This window comes from Pseudomonas sp. Pc102, assembly GCF_018408275.1.
Classification (GTDB): Bacteria; Pseudomonadota; Gammaproteobacteria; order Pseudomonadales; family Pseudomonadaceae; genus Metapseudomonas; species Metapseudomonas tohonis.
The window spans coordinates 6,062,474-6,081,931 of the sequence record NZ_AP021905.1 but is presented as its reverse complement, the minus strand read 5'-3'; the positions used below and the strand labels follow the sequence as shown (position 1 = coordinate 6,081,931).

At 69.7% G+C, this 19,458-nt stretch carries 21 protein-coding genes; 1 reads left to right on the top strand and 20 read right to left on the bottom strand.

All coding sequences use genetic code 11. The features are described from left to right. Positions 1-42: 42 nt before the first annotated feature. From PHLH3_RS27740 to PHLH3_RS27645, 20 genes are all read right to left on the bottom strand, one after another. The gene (locus PHLH3_RS27740) at positions 43-1,269 is read right to left on the bottom strand and encodes a beta-ketoacyl-ACP synthase (protein WP_173171188.1); all 1,227 of its coding nucleotides are present in this window, start codon (positions 1,267-1,269) and stop codon (positions 43-45) included. Then, the gene (gene fabG / locus PHLH3_RS27735) at positions 1,269-1,997 is read right to left on the bottom strand and encodes a 3-oxoacyl-ACP reductase FabG (RefSeq protein ID WP_213626724.1); all 729 of its coding nucleotides are present in this window, start codon (positions 1,995-1,997) and stop codon (positions 1,269-1,271) included. Before fabG ends, PHLH3_RS27740 begins: the two co-directional genes overlap by 1 nt. After that, the gene (locus tag PHLH3_RS27730; RefSeq protein ID WP_173171195.1) at positions 1,994-2,443 is read right to left on the bottom strand and encodes a hotdog family protein; all 450 of its coding nucleotides are present in this window, start codon (positions 2,441-2,443) and stop codon (positions 1,994-1,996) included. The genes fabG and PHLH3_RS27730 overlap by 4 nt, the downstream gene beginning before the upstream one ends. Beyond that, positions 2,440-3,627, bottom strand: coding sequence for a beta-ketoacyl-ACP synthase (locus PHLH3_RS27725; protein WP_213626722.1), 1,188 nt, complete (start codon positions 3,625-3,627; stop codon positions 2,440-2,442). Before PHLH3_RS27725 ends, PHLH3_RS27730 begins: the two co-directional genes overlap by 4 nt. After that, positions 3,624-4,115 (bottom strand): DUF3261 domain-containing protein, encoded by a 492-nt coding sequence (locus PHLH3_RS27720; RefSeq protein WP_173171199.1) that lies wholly within the window; start codon positions 4,113-4,115, stop codon positions 3,624-3,626. The genes PHLH3_RS27725 and PHLH3_RS27720 overlap by 4 nt, the downstream gene beginning before the upstream one ends. Beyond that, positions 4,112-4,840 carry a class I SAM-dependent methyltransferase gene (locus PHLH3_RS27715; RefSeq protein WP_213626720.1) on the bottom strand — a complete coding sequence of 243 codons (729 nt, stop codon included), beginning with the start codon at positions 4,838-4,840 and terminating at the stop codon, positions 4,112-4,114. Before PHLH3_RS27715 ends, PHLH3_RS27720 begins: the two co-directional genes overlap by 4 nt. Before the next feature lie 11 nt (positions 4,841-4,851). Next, positions 4,852-6,093, bottom strand: coding sequence for an NAD(P)/FAD-dependent oxidoreductase (locus tag PHLH3_RS27710; protein WP_213626718.1), 1,242 nt, complete (start codon positions 6,091-6,093; stop codon positions 4,852-4,854). Further along, a complete protein-coding gene (locus PHLH3_RS27705; protein ID WP_213626716.1) occupies positions 6,080-7,237 on the bottom strand; it encodes a sodium:proton antiporter in 1,158 nt (385 codons plus the stop codon). Before PHLH3_RS27705 ends, PHLH3_RS27710 begins: the two co-directional genes overlap by 14 nt. Continuing rightward, the gene (locus PHLH3_RS27700; protein WP_213626714.1) at positions 7,234-9,594 is read right to left on the bottom strand and encodes an MMPL family transporter; all 2,361 of its coding nucleotides are present in this window, start codon (positions 9,592-9,594) and stop codon (positions 7,234-7,236) included. The genes PHLH3_RS27705 and PHLH3_RS27700 overlap by 4 nt, the downstream gene beginning before the upstream one ends. Next, positions 9,554-10,153: an outer membrane lipoprotein carrier protein LolA gene (locus PHLH3_RS27695; protein WP_213626712.1), complete on the bottom strand. Its 600-nt coding sequence runs from the start codon at positions 10,151-10,153 to the stop codon at positions 9,554-9,556. The genes PHLH3_RS27700 and PHLH3_RS27695 overlap by 41 nt, the downstream gene beginning before the upstream one ends. After that, positions 10,150-10,575, bottom strand: coding sequence for an acyl-CoA thioesterase (locus tag PHLH3_RS27690; RefSeq protein ID WP_173171211.1), 426 nt, complete (start codon positions 10,573-10,575; stop codon positions 10,150-10,152). Before PHLH3_RS27690 ends, PHLH3_RS27695 begins: the two co-directional genes overlap by 4 nt. After that, positions 10,568-12,109, bottom strand: a complete 1,542-nt coding sequence (locus tag PHLH3_RS27685) for an aromatic amino acid ammonia-lyase (protein ID WP_213626710.1) — start codon at positions 12,107-12,109, stop codon at positions 10,568-10,570. The genes PHLH3_RS27690 and PHLH3_RS27685 overlap by 8 nt, the downstream gene beginning before the upstream one ends. Beyond that, on the bottom strand, positions 12,090-13,022 hold the full coding sequence (locus PHLH3_RS27680) for a glycosyl transferase (RefSeq protein ID WP_213626708.1): 933 nt from the start codon (positions 13,020-13,022) through the stop codon (positions 12,090-12,092). Before PHLH3_RS27680 ends, PHLH3_RS27685 begins: the two co-directional genes overlap by 20 nt. Then, positions 13,019-13,759, bottom strand: a complete 741-nt coding sequence (locus PHLH3_RS27675; RefSeq protein WP_213626706.1) for a glycosyltransferase family 2 protein — start codon at positions 13,757-13,759, stop codon at positions 13,019-13,021. The genes PHLH3_RS27680 and PHLH3_RS27675 overlap by 4 nt, the downstream gene beginning before the upstream one ends. Positions 13,760-14,161: 402 nt before the next feature. Then, positions 14,162-15,823, bottom strand: a complete 1,662-nt coding sequence (locus tag PHLH3_RS27670; protein ID WP_213626704.1) for an acyl-CoA synthetase family protein — start codon at positions 15,821-15,823, stop codon at positions 14,162-14,164. Further along, positions 15,820-16,365, bottom strand: coding sequence for a hypothetical protein (locus PHLH3_RS27665; RefSeq protein WP_213626702.1), 546 nt, complete (start codon positions 16,363-16,365; stop codon positions 15,820-15,822). Before PHLH3_RS27665 ends, PHLH3_RS27670 begins: the two co-directional genes overlap by 4 nt. Then, positions 16,362-16,616: an acyl carrier protein gene (locus tag PHLH3_RS27660; protein ID WP_021219836.1), complete on the bottom strand. Its 255-nt coding sequence runs from the start codon at positions 16,614-16,616 to the stop codon at positions 16,362-16,364. The genes PHLH3_RS27665 and PHLH3_RS27660 overlap by 4 nt, the downstream gene beginning before the upstream one ends. Before the next feature lie 13 nt (positions 16,617-16,629). Beyond that, positions 16,630-16,890, bottom strand: a complete 261-nt coding sequence (locus PHLH3_RS27655; protein ID WP_021219835.1) for a phosphopantetheine-binding protein — start codon at positions 16,888-16,890, stop codon at positions 16,630-16,632. Then, positions 16,871-17,683 carry a lysophospholipid acyltransferase family protein gene (locus PHLH3_RS27650; RefSeq protein WP_213626700.1) on the bottom strand — a complete coding sequence of 271 codons (813 nt, stop codon included), beginning with the start codon at positions 17,681-17,683 and terminating at the stop codon, positions 16,871-16,873. The genes PHLH3_RS27655 and PHLH3_RS27650 overlap by 20 nt, the downstream gene beginning before the upstream one ends. After that, positions 17,656-18,378: a beta-ketoacyl synthase chain length factor gene (locus PHLH3_RS27645; RefSeq protein WP_213626698.1), complete on the bottom strand. Its 723-nt coding sequence runs from the start codon at positions 18,376-18,378 to the stop codon at positions 17,656-17,658. The genes PHLH3_RS27650 and PHLH3_RS27645 overlap by 28 nt, the downstream gene beginning before the upstream one ends. 254 nt (positions 18,379-18,632) lie before the next feature. Here PHLH3_RS27645 and PHLH3_RS27640 point away from each other — a divergent pair, with 254 nt between their 5' ends. Then, entirely contained in the window at positions 18,633-19,400 is a 768-nt protein-coding gene (locus tag PHLH3_RS27640) for a ParA family protein (RefSeq protein WP_213626696.1), read from the top strand. Positions 19,401-19,458 lie beyond the last annotated feature (58 nt).

Here is a 19,458-nt window from a genome sequence, read left to right as displayed (position 1 = left end):
GTCGTCTCCTTGACGGTCTTGTTGGGTATGGGGGCTTGGAAGTCAGCGCCAGCGACGGAAGATCAACGAGGTGTTGACCCCACCGAAGGCGAAGTTGTTGTTCATCACGTATTCGTTGCTCATCTGCCGGGGCTCGCCACGCAGGTAGTCGAGCTCGCCGCAGGCCGGGTCCACGGCGTCGAGGTTGAGGGTGTGGATGTACTGGTCGCTGTTCATCATCTCGATGCTGAACCAGGACTCCAGCGCCCCGCAGGCGCCCAGCGTGTGGCCGAGGAAGCTCTTCTGCGAGCTGATGGGCATGCGCGCGCCGAACAGGCTGCTGGTGGCGAGCGTCTCCGCCACGTCGCCCTGCTCGGTGGCGGTGCCGTGGCCGTTGACGTAGCCGATGGCCTCCGGTGCCAGGCCGGCGTCGGCCAGGGCCAGCTCCATCGCGCCGCGCATGGTCGCCTGCTCCGGCTTGGTGGTGTGCTGGCCGTCGGCATTGCAGCCGAAGCCGACGATCTCGGCGTGGATCTTCGCGCCCCGGGCCAGGGCATGCTCCAGCTCCTCCAGCACCAGGATGCCGGCGCCTTCGCCGATCACCAGGCCGTCGCGGCCGCTGTCGTAGGGGCGCGGCGAGGTGTGCGGGGCGTCGTTCTTCAGGCTGGTGGCGTAGAGCGCATCGAACACCATCGCCTCGGTGGGGCAGAGCTCCTCGGCGCCGCCGGCGAGCATCATCGGCAGGCGGCCGAACTTGATCGCCTCATAGGCGTAGCCGATGCCCTGGCTGCCGCTGGTGCAGGCGCTGGAGGTGGGGATCAGGCGGCCCTTGAGGCCGAAGAAGATGCTGATATTGGCCGCTGCCGTGTGCGGCATCATGCGCACGTAGGAGTTGGCGTTGAGGCCGTCCGCCACCGAGTTCAGCAGCATGTTGCCGAAGGCCTTGATCTCGTCGGTGCTGCCGGTGGACGAGCCACAGGCCACGCCCATGCGCCCGTCCTTGATCATCGCCTCACCCGCCAGCCCCGCATCGGCCAGCGCCCGCTCCGCCGCGTAGACCGCCAGCTTGGAGACGCGACCCATGCTGCGCATCTGCTTGCGCGTCCAGTGCGAGGGCGTGGCGAAATCATCGATGGGGCCGGCCAGGCGGGTGTTCAGCTCGGTGAAGCGGTCCCACTCGTCCATGCGCCGGATGCCGCTGCGGTTGCCCAGGAAGTTGGCCGAGATGCCGGCCCAGTCGTTGCCCAGGGAGGTGACGCCGGCCATGCCGGTAATGACGACGCGTTTCATCAGCACAACCCACCATTCACAGCGAGGACCTGGCGGGTGATGTACCCCGCCTCCTCGGACATCAGGAAATTCACGGCGCCGGCCACTTCTTCCGGCGTGCCCATGCGCTGCGCCGGAACCATCTTGAGGATCTCCTCCACCGGCACCTGCTCGTCGAGTATCTCGGTATCGATCAGCCCCGGGGCCACGCAGTTGACCGTGATGCGGCGCTTGCCCAGCTCGATGGCCAGGGCCTTGGCCGCGCCGATCACGCCGGCCTTGGACGCGCTGTAGTTGACCTGGCCACGGTTGCCGATCAGGCCCGAGACCGAGGTGATGCAGACGATGCGTCCCGGCTTGCGGCGGCGGATCATCGGCATGCACAGCGGGTGCAGCACGTTGTAGAAACCGTCCAGGTTGGTGCGCAGCACGCTGTCCCAGTCGTCCTCGCTGAGGGCCGGGAAGGCACCGTCGCGGGTCAGGCCGGCGTTGCACACCACGCCGTAGTAGGCGCCGTGGGCTTCCACGTCGGCCTCCAGCTGCGCGCGGCAGGCAGCGCGGTCGGAGACGTCGAACTGCAGCACCCTGGCGCTGCGGCCCAGGGTTTGGATCTCGGCCTTCACCGCCTCGGCTTCGTCGCGGCGCGAGCGGCAATGCAGCACCAGGTCGAAGCCGGCGCGCGCCAGGCGCAGGGCGATGGCGCGGCCGATGCCACGGCTGGAGCCGGTGACCAGGATGGTCTCGCTCATGGTTGGGGTTCCTCCAGGTAACTGGCCACCTGCGGCGGACGGAAGACATTGAGGCGGGCGAAGGCCGTGAGGCCCGGCCCCTCCAGGCGGCATTCGAACACGCCCATGCCGTTGTCGTCCTGCAGCGTGCGGGTGGCGCTGATGTGCAGCTCGGCGCCGGCCGGGAAGCGGTCGACGTCGCATTGATAGTTGCGGGTGCCGAGCAGGAAGCCCAGCTCCACGGGAAGCCCCGCCTGGCGTGCCTGGCAGCCGGCGTAGGCGGCGATGCTCTGGGCCATCAGCTCCACGCCGACCCAGGCCGGCAGGCTGCCGTCGTCCTGGCTGAACAGCCCGGGGCGCACGGTGGCGAGGGTTTCCACGTCCTCGTCGCCGAAGCGCAGGACGCGGTCGATGAGGATCATGTCCCCGGCATGGGGGACCAGCTCGGCAATCGGCCAGTCGTTCATGGCGCATCTCCGATGATCAGGCTGATGTTGCTGCCGCCGAAGGCGAACGAATTGCTCATCAGGCGGCGGCCCGAGGATGGCTCCAGGGCGCGGCCACGGTGCGCAAGTTCCAGCGCGGGCAGCTCGGGGTCGGCCTCGCCGTCCCACAGGTGCGGCGGCAGCAGGCGGTCGCGGTTGTGCTCGCTCAGCGCCAGCCAGCAGAAGGCGGCCTCCAGCGCACCGGCGGCGCCCAGGGTGTGGCCGGTCAGCGGCTTGGTGGACGACACCGGCAGCCCGGCGGGGAACAGCGCGGCGGTGGCATGGCTCTCCATGGCGTCGTTGTGCACCGTGGCGGTGCCATGCAGGTTCAGGTAGTGGATGCCTGCGGCGTTGGTCCTGGCGTCGGCCAGGGCCAGGCGCATGGCGCGCTGGGCGCCGACGCCGCCGGGCTCCGGGGCCGAGATGTGGTGCGCGTCGGAGCAGGCGCCGGCACCCAGCAGGGCGATGGGGCCCGGCTCGCGGTCGAGGAGGAACAGCGCCGCGCCTTCGCCGATGTTGATGCCGTTGCGGTTGCGCGACAGCGGGTTGCAGGGCTCGGCGGAGACCGCTTCCAGCGCGCTGAACCCGTTGAGGGTGAGGCCGCAGAGCGAATCCACGCCGCCGCAGATCACCGCGTCGCACACGCCGAGTGCCAGCAGCCGGCGTGCGCTGAGCAGGGCGCGGGCGCTGGAGGTGCAGGCGGTGGAGATGCAATAGGCCGGGCCGCGCGTGCCCAGCCAGGCGGCGAGGAAGGCGGCCGGGGCGGCCAGTTCCTGCTGCGGGTAGCGGTAGTCATCCGGCAGGGTGCCGGTGCGCAGGTGCTCGCCGATGCCTTCGCTGGCTTCCTGGATGCCCGAGGTGCTGGTGCCGAGGACGATGCCCACGCGGTCCAGGCCATGGCGCTCGATGGCGGCACGCAACTGCGGCTCGATCTCCAGCGCGGCGGCCAGCAGCAACTGGTTGTTGCGGCTCTGGCAGGCCTCCAGGCCGGCGGGCATGGCCGGCAGGTCGCCGGGCACCGCACCGATGCTCAGTTCGCGTCCCGCGACCCAGCCGGCCTGGCGGCGCATGCCCGATGCGTCGCCGGCGAACAGCGCGTCGGCCACCGCCTGCTTGCCCTGGCCCAGGGCGCAGACCAGGCCCAGGGCATTGAGATTGGCGATCATCGGGGTTCCTCGTCGAGAGCGGTGATTCGGTAGTGCGGGCCGTCGCGGCGCTGCAGGTCGAAGTCCAGCGGCGCGCGGTAGGCGATGCTCCAGCGTCCGGCCAGCTCGCGCCGGCCATCGGTGGCGATGCGTTGCTCGATACCGGCGTAGGCCGGCTGCAATGCCTCGGCCGGGGCCAGGGCATAGAGCAGCGCGGCGAAGAGTTCGCGGGCCTCGTCGTTGGGCGGCAGCAGGCCGTCGTTGCGCCAGGAACCGTCCTCCAGCACCTGGCGCGACAGGGGCACTCCCAGCGGGTCGAACAGCGACCAGCGCAATGCCGGCCCCTCGGCCTGCACCACCAGCAGCCAGTCGCGGGTCTCGCCCTGCGCCTGGCGCTGCACCTGCAGGGATTGCGGCAGGTCCAGCCGCGGCGGTCGTTCGGGCACCGGCGTACGCGCCGCACAGGCGGCGAGCAGCAGGCACAGGCCGGCGAGCAGCAGGCGCTTCATCGACCGTCAGTCTCCAGCGGCTTGCGCGCCACGGCGTTGACCAGGGTCTCGTTGCGCTGGCCGGGCGGCGGCGGGTTGCGCAGCCCCCAGCGCTCCAGCAGGCCGAAGTCGGCGGAGCGGCTCCACCACAGGTAGGGATAGGACACATTGCGCGCCTCGAAGACGAAGCCCTGGCCGCGCAGCATCTCCAGGTACTGCTCGGCGGTGCGCTGCACGTGCATCGGATGGCGGAACAGCCAGCGGATCACCCAGGTGTCGATGTAGTAGCGCGTGGATTCGGCGAACAGCAGGTAGCCGCCCGGCTTCAGCACCCGCCAGAACTCGGCCAGGGCGCGCTCCTGCTCCACCAGGTGGTGGAAGGTCTGGTGGCAGAAGAGGAGGTCGACGCTGGCGTCCGGCAGGGCGATCGCGGCGCAGTCGCTGCTCACCAGTTGCACCTCCAGGCCCAGGCGCTCGGCTTCGGCGCGGGAGCAGTCGAGGCTGTGCGGGTCGGCGTCCAGGCCGATCATCCGCGCCGGGGTGAAGGTGTCCGCCAGCAGGCGGAAGGACTTGCCCTGGCCGCAGCCGGCGTCCAGCAGCACCGGCGCCTCCGGCAGCGGCTCGCTGAACAGGCCCCTGAGGTCGTTGATCGCCACGCGCAGCACATGGTGCTGCCAGGTGTGGCTCTGCAGGAACCAGAAGCCGAAGCGGGTCTCCTCGACGTAGGTGGCGGCGGCGCGTTCCATGGTCGGCTCCCTCATTCCGTGGCGCAGAATTCGCTGATCATGCGCAGGCGGCGCTTGGGCTCGGCGACGAAGGGGTTGCGCGTGTCCCAGGCGTAGCCGGCGAGGATCGAGCAGATCATCCCGCGGATTTCCGGCGACCCGCCCTCATGGAAGATCACGTCCTGGAAGCTGCCCTCGTACCAGCCCTCGACGTAGGCACGGAAGGTGTCCACGCCCTTCTTCAGCGGCGTGGCGAACTCGCTCTCCCAGTCCACCTGTTCGCCGTTCAGCTGCCGGTCGAGCACCGCCGCGGCCATGCTCGCCGAGCGCATGGCGATGGTCACGCCGGAGGAGAACACCGGGTCGAGGAACTCGGCCGCGTTGCCCAGCAGGGCGAAGCCCGGGCCGTGCAAGGCCTTCACGTTGGCCGAGTAGCCGCCCAGGGCGCGGGCCGGGGTGTCCCACACGGCATTGGCCAGCAGGCGGCGCAGGTTCGGCGTCTCGGCGATGAAGCCCTTGAGGCAGGCATCCAGGTCCTCGGGGCGGCCCGCATAGCGGCCGGCTTCGCCCACCACGCCCAGGGAGCAGCGGCCGTTGCTGAAGGGGATCAGCCAGAACCAGATGTCACGGTGCTCGGGGTGGATGCTGATGAGGATCTTCTCGCGGTCGAAGCCGGCATCGTCGATGCGGTCCTCGATATGGGTGAACACCGCCTGGCGCACCGGGAAGCTGGACGGCGCCTCCAGGTCCAGCAGGCGCGGCAGCACCCGGCCGTAGCCGCTGCCGTCGAGGACGAAGGCGGTCTCCACCTGGTACTGGCTGCCGTCCAGGCGGCGCACGGTGAGCCGCGGGCAGTCACCCTCGAACGCGGCGGCGATGATCTCCTCCTCGTAGCGGATCTCCACGCCCTGCAGTTCGGCCTGGTCGGCCAGCAGCTTGTCGAAGTCGGCCCGCTGTACCTGGAAGGTGGTGCCTTTGCCGGGGGTGAACTTGTCGCGGAAATCGAAGGCGGTGTAGCGCCCGCCCCAGGCGAAGGCCGCGCCGTGCTTGATCTGGAAGCCGGCGGCCATGACCGCTTCGAGCATCCCCGCTTCCTCGATGAAGTCCAGGCAGTGGGACAGCAGGCTCTCGCCGATGGAGAAGCGCGGGAAGCGCTGGCGTTCGAGGATCAGCACATCGTGGCCCTTGCGCTTGAGCAGGGCGGCGGCGATGGCGCCGGAGGGGCCGGCACCGATGACCACGACCTGGCGCTGCTGGATTTCAATGGGCTTCATGGGGACTCCTTTCCGGGGCGGGGGTGGCGACCGCGTGCGCTCTGCGCGTCAGGGCCGGCAACAGGGTGGCGATCAGTCCCATCAGCATCAGCGCGAAGTACAGCTGCGCGCTGATGATGTGCTGCTGGAACAGAAGGTTGAGGAAGACGATCTCGGTCAGGCCGCGGGTGTTGAGCAGCACGGTCTCGCGCCACTTCACCGGGCTGGCCGCCAGGCGGCCCTCGGCCCAGGACAGGCCCAGCCAGTTGCCCGCCAGCTTGCTGACGATGGGCAACACCAGCAGGGCGCCGAACTGCAGCCAGGAATAGTTCTGCCAGGCCGTGTGCCAGTCGATCTGCAGCAGGCCGAAGGCGAGGATCAGCGGCACCGCCAGCCACACCTGCACGTCGTGGAAGACGCGCGCCGGCAACGGCAGGCGGAACGGCACGCGCAGCAGGGCCATCACCAGCAGGTAGGCGATGCCGAACACCAGGGCGTTGAGCTTGAGCTGCTGCAGCGTCAGCAGCAGCGCGAAGAAGGCCAGGCTGTAGGCCAGCGGCGCACGCACCCGCGCCAGGTGCAGCGCCAGGGGCAGCAGGGCGGCCAGCAGTGGCCAGAGCAGGGCGCCGGGCGCGGCGCTGCCCTGGGCCAGGCCGAAGATGCTCCAGCACATCAGGTCCATCAGGATCGCCGCCTGCAGCAGGCGGCGGATGGACGCCTCGGCGTAGCCCAGGTGGCGCAGGTAGAGGAACAGCACCGGGATCGCCGTCAGGGCGAACAGCAGGCCCACGGCGATGGCCGAGAGCAGGCCGTCGGCGGGCAGCAGCCAGAGGGCACAGCCCAGGCCGCAGAAGAACGGCAGGAAGAAGCTCGGCAGGGCGATCTTCACGCTGGCCGCTTCCAGGCGCAGGTCGATCACATCGCTGAGGATGTGCCCCAGCAGCAGGGTGAAGGCCACGCCGTACAGCGGCTTGAGCCAGGGCGCGGCCAGCACCTGGGCGTTGTCCAGGCCCACCGGCGCGGCCAGCCAGAGCATCACCAGCGGCAGGCCGAAGCTGGCCAGCAACAGCTGGCTGACGATGGGGATCAGGCCGAGCCTGCGACCCAGCCAGGTGGCCAGGGCGAACAGGGCCAGCAGGCCGATCCAGAACACGACGACGCTCATGCCGGCACTTCCTTGCCCTGGGGGGGCGCGGCCTGCGCCCAGGGGGCGAGCAGGAAGCAGAAGAACAGCCCGAGGCTGATGGTCAGGCCGAAGTTGGCGATGGCCGGGGTCTGGCTCAGCAGCAGCAGGCCGAAGGACAGCCAGCTGGTCAGGCCCGACAGCAGCGTGCCCAGCAGGCTCACCGCCGCACCGCCGACCGCCTCGCGCATGAGGATCGCGTAGTCCACGCCGATGGCGGTGACCAGCAGCAGGCCGAACAGGCTGAACAGGGTCAGCGGCTGGCCCAGCCAGCCGAGGCTCGCCAGGGCGGCCAGCGCCGCCAGCAGCGGCAGCGCCACGATGCGCAGCGAACCGCCGAAGCCGAAGGGGATGCACAGCAGGAGGAGGATGGCCAGGCAGGATGCCAGCTTGAGTTCTGCAGCGCTGAGCTGGGTGGCGGCGAACAGGCGGTTCAGCTCGCCGATGCGGTCGACCAGCTGCACGCCTTCCAGGCCCTCGGCGGCGTCGGCCATCAGCATGGGCGAGGCCAGGCCCTGCAGGCTGACGATGCCTGCGGCACGGCCCTGGGTGTCGACGCCCAGCCAGAGCGGGCGCCAGGCCTCGCCCAGGGTGCCGGCCAGGGCCGTGTCGAGGTCCTGCTCGGGCTGCGCGCGCAGCTGGGCGATCTCGTTCTCCAGCGCTTGGGCGGGGATGCCGAGCGCCAGTAATGGCTGCCAGTGTTGCGGCAGGCGCGCCAGGGCGTCACGCAGGGCCTGGCGCTCGGTGCCGGGCGGCACCAGTTGGCTGAGGGCGCGGTAGCCCTGCAGGTTGCCGTCGGCCACGGCGCGGTCGAGGCGCTCGGCCAGCTCGGCCTGGCGCTGGAGCATCTGGTCCTGGCTGTCGCCGCGCACCAGGAAGAACTGGCTGGTGGGCTGCAGGCCGGTGAGGCGGGCGATCTCGCGGGCCTCGTCGAGCAGGCGCGGCTCGGCACCAAGCCACTGGCGCAGGTCGTTCTGCGGCTGCACCTGCCACAGGCCGGCGGCGCTGAATACCAGCAGGGCGAGCAGCCAGGGCAGGCTGCCGGTGCGTGCCAGCAGGCGCTCGCGGCGCTCCAGCAGGCGCTCGGCCAGGCGCAGCGGTGCGCGCGGCGGTGTCAGGCGCAGGCTGCCCAGCAACGCCGGCAGCAGGCACACGGAGCAGAGGTAGGCGGTGACCAGGCCGGCGGCGGAGAACACCGCGATCTGGGTCAGTGCCGGGAAGGGGGTGAAGGCCAGGGCCAGGTAGCCGATCAGGTTGGTGCCCAGGCTCAGGCTGAGGCCCGGCAGGGTCTCGCGCACCGCCTGCCAGGCGCGCCAGGGCTGGCCGGTCCAGCTCTTGCTCAGGTAGTGCAGCGGGTAGTCGGCGGCGACACCGGTGAGGCTGGCGCCGAGCACCAGGGTCAGTGCGTTGATCTCGCCGAACACCAGCACGCAGGCGGTGCAGCCCGCGCCCAGGGCCAGGCCCACCGGCAACAGGCTGAGCAGGGTGCGCGGGCGGCGGAACACCAGCAGCATCAGCAGCAGGGTGCCGAGGCTGGCGCCACCGCCGATCAGGCTGATCTCGCGGGCGGCCTTGGCCTGCCCGGCGGCGGCGTGGAGCAGGCCGCTGGCGGCGAGCAGGCGACCGCCATCGGCTTCGATGTCCTGGCGGGCGCGGGCGACTTCGCCCGCGAGCCAGGGCGGTGCCTGCATGTCGAAGGCGCCTTCCCGGGTGCGGGCACGCAGCAGCACCCAGGTGGTATCGCCGTCCTGCACCTGCAGGGCGCCGCTGGCCAGGTCGGCCTGCACCCGGCTGGCGGGCACCAGTGCCTTCTGCGCGAGGCCGGCGAGGCCCAGCCAGTCGTTTTCGGTCGGCACCAGGGCGACGGCGGAGAAGGGGTCGAACAGGCGTTCCGCGCGTTGGGCGATGAAGCGCCCGGGTTCCTGCTCCAGCAGCGCGCGATCGGCCCGGGGCAGCAGCGCCAGGCGGTTGTCCAGCAGTTGCTGGCGCAGGGCCGGCAGGTCGGCCTGCAGGCTCCACTGCACGCGCTCGAAGCGCGGCTCCTGCTGCCAGCGTTCGGCGATACGCTGGGCCAGGGTCCGGGCGCGTGCGGCGTCGGTGTGCCCTACCAGCAGCAGGACCTCGCGGTTCAGCGGCTCCTGCATGCGTTGTTCGGCACGTTGCACCCAGGCATCCCCGGCGCCCTGGGGCAGCAGGGCGAGCATGTCGGCGGCCACCGGCGGGCCGTTGCGCCATTGCCAGGCGGCCAGCGCCAGCAGGGCGACGAGGCCCAGCAGGAACAGGCGCGGCAGCAGGCGTTCAGGGCGCAAGGTCGCGCGCCTCCGTGGCCGCGAGGGCATCGCCGGCTTCGCTCGCCGGCAGGCGCAGCACGGTGCTGTCGCCCTGGGTTTCCAGCAGCTCGATGCGCTCCACCAGGGCGCCGCCCTCGATCCGGATGGCACTGAAGATCTGCTTGAGCAGCAGGGAGTTCGGCGTCAGGTGCAGCTGCCAGTGCGCGGCATCGCCGCTGAGTTGCAGCTGGAAGTCACGGGCCAGGCCCTGGTGATCGCCCTTGAGCACGGCGAGGAACAGGCGGCTCTGCTGGGCAGCGACGTCCTGGCCGGGCTGGGCCTGCCACTGGCCGTCGACGCGACGGGCGATGCCGGCGGCGCCGATGCGGTAGTCCTGCTTCAGCGGCCTTTCCAGCAGCCAGAGCAGCCCCTGCTCGCGGGAGAGCACGAAGCGCCCCTCGCTGGTCAGCGGCCTGGGCAGGGTGCGCAGGTGTTTCTCCTGCACGAAGGGGCCGCGCACCACGGCGGGCTTGCCCAGTTGCGCGGCGAGCTGGTCGAGGTCGAAGGCCTGGGCGAGCGAACTCGCCAGCAGGGCCGGCACCAGCAGCAGGGCGCGCAGGCGGATCATGGCAGCGCCCGCTCCACGGCTTCGACGAACACTTTCGGCGAGGCCAGCAGCATCTCGCGGGTGGCGATCTCCACCGCCACCTGTACGCTGCTGCCCCGGGTCAGGCGTTCGCCGGTGGCGGCGTCGGTGATCAGGTAGTTGATCTTCAGGCGGTTCTCCCACTCCACCAGGTCGGCGCGCACGACGATCTTCTGGCCGAAGCGGGCGCCACGGATGTAGCGCAGCTGCAGGTCGATGATGGGCCAGGCGTAGCCGGCGTCACGCATCTGCGAGTAGTTGTGGTCGAGCTTGTCGAGCAGGGCGCAACGGGCCACTTCCAGGTACTTGACGTAGTGGCCGTGCCAGACCACTTCCATCATGTCGACGTCGAAGAAGGGCACGAGGATCTCGACCTCGGCCTGGATCACCCCGGCGCTACGCATAGAGCCTCCAGTGGCGGGCGCGGATGCGTTCCAGGCACAGGCGCAGCTCGCCTTCCAGGGCGCGGTCCTCGATCACCGGCGGGAAGTCCCCGGCCAGTTGCCGGTGCATGGCGGTGAGCGGCTCGGGCAGTGCGCGCGGGTTCTCGCGCTGGCGCAGCCAGACGCCCTGGTTGGCGGCCAGCAGGGTGGCGGCGGCCACCTGCTCGGTCAGCTCCAGGCTGCGCAGGGCGTCGCGGGCGGCGATGGTGCCCATGCTCACCTTGTCCTGGTTGTGGCACTCGGTGGAGCGTGAGAAGACGCTGGCCGGCATGGTGTTCTTCAGCGCCTCGGCGGTCCAGGCGCTGGCGCCGATCTGCACGGCCTTGAAGCCGTGGTTGATCATCGCCGTGGCCTGGGGCGCGCCGGAGAGGTTGCTCGGCAGGCCGTGGTTGTAGCGCACGTCCACCAGCAGGGCGAGCTGGCGGTCGAGCAGGTCGGCGACGTTGCCCACCAGGTTCTTCAGGCTGTCCATGGCGAAGGCGATGTGGCCGCCGTAGAAGTGACCGCCGTGCAGCACGCGCTCGGCCTCGGCGTCGATCAGCGGGTTGTCGTTGGCGCTGTTCAGCTCGGTCTCGATGAACTGCCGCAGCAGGCCCAGGCTGTCGGCCAGCACGCCCAGCACGTGGGGCGCGCAGCGCAGCGAGTAGCGGTCCTGCAGGCGGTGCAGCGGCGCGGTCGGCGCGTCGATGGCCAGGTCCTGGCGCAGCCAGGCGGCCACCTGCATCTGCCCCGGGTGCGGCTTGGCGGCGAACAGGCGCTCGTCGAAGTGCTCCGGGTTGCCTTCCAGTGCCACTACGTTGAGCGCGGTGATGCGGGTGGCCAGTTGCAGCAGGTAGTCGGCACGGGCATAGGCCAGGCAGGCCAGGGCGGTCATCACGGCGGTGCCGTTCATCAGCGCCAGGGCTTCCTTGGGGCGCAGCACCAGCGGCTGCCAGCCCAGTTCGGCGTGAACCTCGGCGGCGCTGCGGCGCTGGCCCTTGTAGAACACGTCGCGCTGGCCGGAAAGGGTCGCGGCGACATAGGACAGCGGGGTGAGGTCGCCACTGGCACCCACCGAACCCTCTTCCGGGATCACCGGCAGCACGTCCTGGTCGATGAAGGCCTGAAGGCGCTCCAGCAGTTCGACGCGCACGCCGGAAACGCCATGGCACAGCGACTGCAGGCGCGCCGCCAGCACCGCGCGGGTGGCGGCCTCGTCCAGCACCTTGCCCAGGCCGCAGCCGTGGAAGGTGAACAGGTGGCGCGGCAGGGCCTCGACCTGCTCCAGCGGCACGGCCACCACGCAGGAGTCGCCGTAGCCGGTGGTGACGCCGTAGATCACGCCTTCCTTGTCCAGCAGGGTGTCGAGGAAGCGCGCGCCCTTGGCGATGCGCTCGCGCCAGGCGGCGTCGCCCTGCAACAGGGCGGGGGCGCGGCGCTGGGAGAGGGCCACGACCTGCTCGATGGACAGCGGCAGCTCGCCGAAGACCACGGGTTCAGGCTGATGTGTCGTCATGTTCGTTCCAGAACGGGTAGAAGTTGAACCATTGCTCGGGGGCCTTCAGGCACAGCTCGCCGAGGCGCTGGGCATAGCGTTGGACCCAGCCTTCGATCACCGCGTCACGCTCGCTGCGGCGCCATTGCACCCGCTCGGCGAAGGGTTCGAGGAAGACCTTGTAGCGGCCATCGATCTTCAGGCAGGTCATCAGGTTGAGCGGGCACTTGAGCAGCCCGGCCAGCAGCCAGGGGCCCTGGGGGAAGGCCGCGGGGCGACCGAGGAAGTCGACCCGGACGTTGCGACCGCCGTGCAGCGGCACGCGGTCGCCGGCAATCGCCAGCCACTCGCCGCGCTCCAGGCGTTCGCTCAATTGCAGCATCACCGCCGGGTCCAGCTCGCTGACCTGGATCAGCCGCAGGTGCGTGGCCCCGGCTTCGCCCAGCAGGCGGTTGAACTGTTCGGCATGGCGGGTGTGCACCAGCACGTTCATGGTCACCTGCTCGCTCAGCTCGGCCAGCGCGCGGCACACCTCCAGGTTGCCCAGGTGGGCGCCCACCAGCATCTGCCCGCGAGTGCTGCGCATGTGCTGGTGCAGGCCGCTGGGGTCGTGCAGGTCCACCTGGTCCAGGCCGATGCGCCCGCCCCAGATGTCCAGCTTGTCCAGGAGGGCGTCGGCGAAGGCCATGAACTGGGCGAACACCGAGCCGAGGCTGGGCGCCAGCTCCGGGCGGCCGCTCCAGTCGGCCAGGCGCTGCTGGTAGTAGCGCGCCGCGCGGCGAGCCTTGCCGCCGAAGAGGAAGAAGTACAGGACGATCAGGTGCAGCAGTGGGCTGAGCACCCGCCGCCCGAGGCGCCGCGCGATCAGCGCGGTGAACTTCATCAGCAGGAAGCTGCCGCGCTCGCGCTGGTCGGCCCAGTGCTCGCGGCTCATCCCCGGCACCTGCGCCAGAGGATCAGCGGCGCGCGCAGCAACATGCCGAAGAACAGCTTGGCGTGCATCTTCGAGATCAGCGCGTTGTCGTGGAACAGGCGGAAGTGCGAGAGCCCGTCCAGCGGGTAGTGCACCCGGGTCGGCAGCCAGTGCATGGGCTGTTTGCGCCAGGCCAGGCGCACGAGGATCTCCGGGTCGAAGTCCATGCGCTTGCCGAGGCGGGCGGAATCGATCAGGGCGATGGTCGGCGCCAGGGGGTAGACGCGGAAGCCGCACATGCCGTCGCGGATCGACAGCGACAGGCTGTTGATCCACACCCAGACGTGGGTCAGGTAGCGGGCGTAGAGGCGGCTCTTGGGCACGCTTTCGTCGTACTGCGGGTAGCCGCAGATCAGCTCGCCCGGGCGGGCCTGGGCGGCAGCGAGGAAGCGCTGCACGTCGGCGAGGTCGTGCTGGCCGTCGGCGTCCACCTGCAGGGCGTGGGAGAAGCCCAGCCGGCCGGCTTCGCGCAGGCCGGCCATGACGGCGCCGCCCTTGCCCTGGTTGATGGCCAGGCGCACCAGGTGGACGTCGGGCTGGGTGGCCAGCTGGTCCATCACCTGGGCGCAGGCGACGCTGGAGGCGTCGTCCACCAGTATGCAGGGCAGGCCGTGCTGGCGCAGGGCGTCGACCACCAGGGGCAGGGCGTGCTCGTGGTTGTAGACGGGGATGACGGCGCAGGGCTTGAACGGGTTCATGTCGGCATCGGGCAGTGCGGGTGGGTTTCGTGGCCCGGTTCGTGGCCGAGTGTGCGTCGAGTCTCTGTTTCGCCTTGCCGGGCGAGTCCCTTTTCCAATCGTTGAAAAGGAACCAAAAAACTTGCCCCTGCATCCGGCCCCGGCTGCGCCGGGGTGCCCTCGCTCCCATCGTTGCGCCGGGAGCCCGGCGCGACAGGCCATCCCTGGCCAGATCGCGCCTCTCGCGGCATCCATGCCGCTCGACTCCCTCTGCAACGATTCCGCTCGGCCTCCTGAAGGGGCGTTGTCCCCGCCCCACCCGCCGAGCTGGAGAGGGCCATGTAATGCGCAGGAACCTCGAGCAGCACGCGTTCTTGAGCGCTGTGGGAACCGGCGCGCGCGCCGCTCAGGGCGTTGAAGGCCTTACGCATGGTCGGCCACCAGGAGGATGCGCCCGGAGGAGCAGGCGGCTTCGCCGTTGCGGAAGGCGAAGTAGAGCTTGCCCTTGTCGGCGTCGAAGCGCAGGGACAGTTGGAGGCGGTCGCCGGGGCGGACCAGTTGCTGGAACTTGAGGACTTCCATGCCGGCGAAGCGCGGGGGCAGGGCCATGACCTGGCGGGCGAGGTGCTGGGCCCAGTCGATCTGCACCACGCCGGGCAGGACCGGTGTGCGTGGGAAGTGGCCGGAGAAGTGCGCCAGGTCCAGCGGCACTTCCAGGTCCAGTTGCCATTCGCCGTCGATTTCGCGGCTGGCCAGTGGCTCCACCGTCTTCGGACGAGGGGCCTTGACCAGGTTCTCCACCAACGCCTGGGGCAGCTTGCCCTGGCTGCTCCAGGGCAACTGGCGCAGCAGGCGCCAGCGGCGCGGCAGGGCGATGGTTTCGCAGTGGCCGGCCAGGTGGCGGCGCAGGGTCTCGGTGACGGTGCGCCGACCCTGGTTGCGCAGGGCATGGATGCCCTCGGTGCTCAGGGCCACCAGGGCGCCGAGGAAGGCGCGGCCTTCCTGCACCACGCCCAGGCGGGCTTCGGCCACCCAGGGGTGTTCGCCCAGGGCCTGTTCCAGCATGGGCAGGGAGATGCGTTTTTCTTCCAGCTTGACGATGCGGTCGAGCCGGCCGAGCAGTTCGAAGCGGCCGTCGGCGTCGATGCGCACGGCATCGGCGGTCTGTTCGCGGTGGCCGGCGGGCAGGTAGGGCGAGGCGAGGTTCAGCGCGCCTTCCTCGTCCCGGCCCAGCTCGACGCCGGCGAAGGGCTGCCACAGGGCGCCACCCTGGCGCCAGGCGATGCCGCCGGTTTCGGAGCTGCCGTAGATTTCCGTGGGCCACTGGCCGAGGCGTTGCTGCAACTCGGCTGCGGCATCGGCGGGCAGGGCGCCGCCGGAGGAGAACACCCGGCGCACGCCGCGCAGGGCGGGCCAGTCGAGGTTGTCGCCCATGCGCTTGAGCAGGGCGGGGCTGGCGATCCAGGCGAAGTCGCCGGCTTCCAGGCTGGCCTGCTGGATGTCCTCGGCGAAGGGCTGCGCCCGGCGCACGAAGGGGCGGCCGGCGCACAGCGGCCAGAGCACGCGGAACAGCAGGCCGTAGATGTGCTGGGCGGAGACACTGGCGACCAGGGTCGCGCCGGCGAGGTCGGCGCCCCAGAGGGCTTCCAGGGCCTCTACTTCATTGGCCAGCTGGCGCAGGGTCTTGTCGATCAGCTTGGCTTCGCCGCTGGAGCCGGAGGTGCACAGCACCAGGCGGCAGGCGTCCAGGTCCAGCGCGGCGGGGGCCAGCGGCTCGCCATCGAGGCCGTCGAGGCTGTCGAGCCAGAGGTCGCAGCGTTCGGCCAGGCGCTTGCGGGTCTGCGCCTGGGCGTCGGCCGGCAGCAGCACGTCGATGCCGGCACGCCAGGCGGCCAGCAGGGCGGCGGCCAGCTCGGCGCCGTCCTCGAGGTACAGCGCGACGCGCCGGGCGCCGTGGGCCCGGAGGGCACCGGCCAGGCGCAGGGCCTGTTCGGCGAGTGCGGCCTGGTCCAGTGCCGGGGCCAGGGTCACCGAGCGTCGCGGGTCGGCCTGCAGCAGCAGGTCCTGCAGGGCGATCCAGCTCACGCGAACCTCCGTACGCGCTGGCGCACCAGCCATTCACCGGCGAACAGCAAGCCCATCAGCAGGTAGGCGATGAAGCCGGTGTAGAGCGTCCACCAGCCCAGCGGCGCCCAGAGGGTGAGGCCGGCGGCGACCAGGCCGTTGGCCAGGAAGAACGAGGCCCAGACGGCCGTGACGCGACGGGTGTAGCGCACCGCCACCTCGGGCAGCTCGGGTTCGCGCAGGCGTGCCATGCGTTCCACCAGCGGGGTGCCGTGGAACAGGCTGGCGCCGAACAGGCCGAGCAGCACGGCGCTCATCAGCACCGGGTACCAGCGCAGCAGGTCGGCCTGGTTGACCAGCCCCAGCAGCAGGCAGAAACCCAGGGCGGCGACGGCCGTCCAGCGGTTGCCGGGGCGTTGCGCGGCGCTCAGGCTGCGGGCCAGCCAGAGGCCGCCCAGCAGCAGGGCGAACAGGCGCGGCGACAGATGTTCCATGCCGTAGTACACGGCAAAGGGGTAGCCCAGGCCGGCCAGCACCAGCAGCAGCCCGATCAGGCGGCTCATGCGGGCTCGTTCACCAGGCGGTGCACGGCCTCGACCACGTCGCTGACGGTGCGCACGGCCTTGAAGTCCTCGGCGGCGATCTTGCGGCCGGTGTGGCGCTTGATGTGGTCGATCAGGTCGACGGCGTCGATGCTGTCGATCTCCAGGTCCTCGTAGAGATTGGATTCCAGGCTGATCTGCGCCGGGTCAAGCTCGAAGAGTTCGACCAGGGCGTCGCGCAGGGTGGTGAAGATCTCGTCACGGGTTTGCATCGCGGTCTTTTCCTCAGGCGGCTTTCTGTGCCGAGACGAAGGCCGCGAGGCTGGCCACGTTGGCAAAGTGTTTGCGGGTGTCCTTGGCATCGGCGTCGATCTTGATGCCGAAGCGCTTCTGGATGGCCAGGCCCAGTTCCAGGGCGTCCACCGAGTCCAGGCCCAGGCCTTCGCCGAACAGGGTCTGTTCGGCGTCGATGTCGTCGGGGCCGATGTCTTCGAGGCCCAGGGCCTCGATGATCAGGTTCTTGATCTCAAGTTGCAGAGCGCTCATCCAGGCCGAGCTCCTTCATGAAATGTTGATGCAGATGGTCGTTGAGGCGGCGTGAAGCGATGGGGGCCGACCCCTGTGAGGCGAAGCTCTGCGGGTCGATGTCTTGGCCGACACGCAGGTGGAAGTGGAAGCGCCGCGACGGGATGCTGTACCAGGGCTCGGCCTTGGTCAGGGTGGTCGGGGTCACGCTGATGGTCACCGGGGTGAGGATGCGGGCGCCGCGCAGGGCGATGGCGGCCGCGCCACGATGGAATTGCGGGGCCTGCCCCGGTGTGGTGCGGGTGCCTTCGGGAAAGACGATCAGGGTCTGGCCTTCCTGCAGGGCGGCGGCGGCCTCGTCGAGCATGTCCATGCTGCCGCTGTTGCTGATGTATTGGGCGGCGCGGATCGGGCCGCGCATGCAGGGGTTGTTCCAGAGGCTTTGCTTGACCACGCAATTGGCGTCGCGAATAAGGGCGATAAGTACCACCACGTCGATCAGCGAGGGGTGGTTGGCGATGATCATCTGCCCGGGGCGGCCGAGGCGTTCGGCACCTTCCACTTCGTAGGTGAGCACGCCGCTGCGGTACATGAACTGGACGAACAGCCAGAACAAGCGGCTGGTTGTGGCGCGGGCACGGCGACGCTGGTCGGTAGCGTCGCCCGGCAGCAGCGAAAGCAGCGGGAACACGACGATGCGCAGCAGCACGCCGCCGACCCCGAACAGGGTGAAGGACAGCGCGGTGGCGATCAGGCGCCACCAGTAGGGGGCGTTGGGGCGGGCGTTCAGGGCCGGTTGCGTTGCCAGGTCCATTTACGGCTCTTCCATTGATGCTGACGGTGGGGCAGATCGTTGAGCAGTGCTTGCAGCAGGCCCAGTGCGTGGGGCCAGGGTTCCGGCGCCTGTTCCGGCGCTTCGGGGGACAGCTTCAGTAGCCACTGGTCGCCAGGTGCGAGCCTGAGGGCGACGGCGTACGGGAAGGGCACGTCCTCCACCCAGGGGCGGTAGATATCCGGCGGGCTTTCCTCGGTGATCACCAGCAACACGGCAGGAGCACCCTCGGCGAGCATGCCGGCGGCCTCCAGGACGGCGTGCTCCAGGCCGTCGCCCTCGGCGGCCAGGGCGGTCATCTCGCTGGTGTCGCCGCGCAGGATCGACCACTGGCCGATGATCGCGTTGTGCACCGAGAGGCTGAACTGGGTAGGCGACAGCGGCTCGCCGCGTGCCAGGTCCTGCAGCAGGGCCAGGGTGCGCGGCGTCTCGCCGTGGCGCGAGGCGAACACTATGGGCAGTTGCTCGCCCTCGGCGGCCAGGGGCCAGGCGACACTCATCGCCATGCGCGCGAGGCGCGACAGGCGGCGGCGCTGCATGGCGGGGAGGAAGGAGACATCGGGCTGGGTTTCGCTGTCGGCGGGCGCGAACGGCTGCCTGCACCAGGCGCGCCAGTCGTCCTCGCTTTCCAGGCCCGGGGCCCAGGCACGCCATTGTTCGATGCTGAAGTGAGTCACGCTAAGAGCTCTTTTCGGCCCCTGTCGGGCGTCCTTGTCGACTGGCAATCCCTGAACGACAAAGGCCTTGTCGATGACGCCATAGCAAAGTGCCGCATTATCCCCGACCGTCGGGTTACTTCGCAAACTTCAGACACAATCTTCAGATGTAAGGCACATAAATTCCCGCCGGTAAGAAAGCCCAGGCAGTGCTCGCCCTTGTCACGGGCTTTGCATAGAATCCGGGGCTATCCAAGGGATCCGGGAGGTGTGCGATGCGGCGAGTGGTGTTCAATCAGAAGGGCGGCGTAGGCAAGTCGAGCATCGCCTGCAACTTGGCGGCGGTCAGTGCCTCGGAGGGTTATCGCACGCTGCTGATCGACCTCGACACACAGGCCAACTCCACCCACTACCTGACGGGCCTCACCGGCGAGGACATCCCCATGGGGATCGCCGATTTCTTCAAGCAGACCCTCTCTTCCGGCCCCTTCGGCAAGAAGGGCAAGGTCGATATCTACGAGACCCCCTTCGACAACCTGCATGTGATCACCGCCACGGCGGAGTTGGCCGACCTGCAGCCCAAGCTCGAGGCCAAGCACAAGATCAACAAGCTGGCGAAACTGCTGGACGAGCTGGCCGAGGATTACGACCGTATCTACCTGGATACGCCGCCGGCCTTGAATTTCTATACGGTTTCGGCGCTGATCGCGGCCGATCGCGTGTTGATACCCTTCGATTGCGACAGTTTCTCGCGCAATGCACTCTACGGCCTGCTGGCCGAGATCGAGGAGCTGAAGGAAGACCACAACGACGGCCTGGAGGTCGAAGGCATCGTGGTCAACCAGTTCCAGCCCCGCGCCAGCCTGCCCCAGCAGTTGCTGGACGAGTTGATCGCCGAGGGCTTGCCGGTGCTGCCGGTGAACCTGATGAGCTCGGTGAAGATGCGCGAGTCCCACCAGGCATGCACCCCGCTGATCTATCTGGACCGCAGCCACAAGCTGACCCAGCAATTCATCGAGCTGCACAATCTGCTTGAAGCCTGAAGCCTGAAGCCTGAACTTGTGGCTTCCAGCTTCCAGCTTCCAGCTTCCAGCTTCCAGC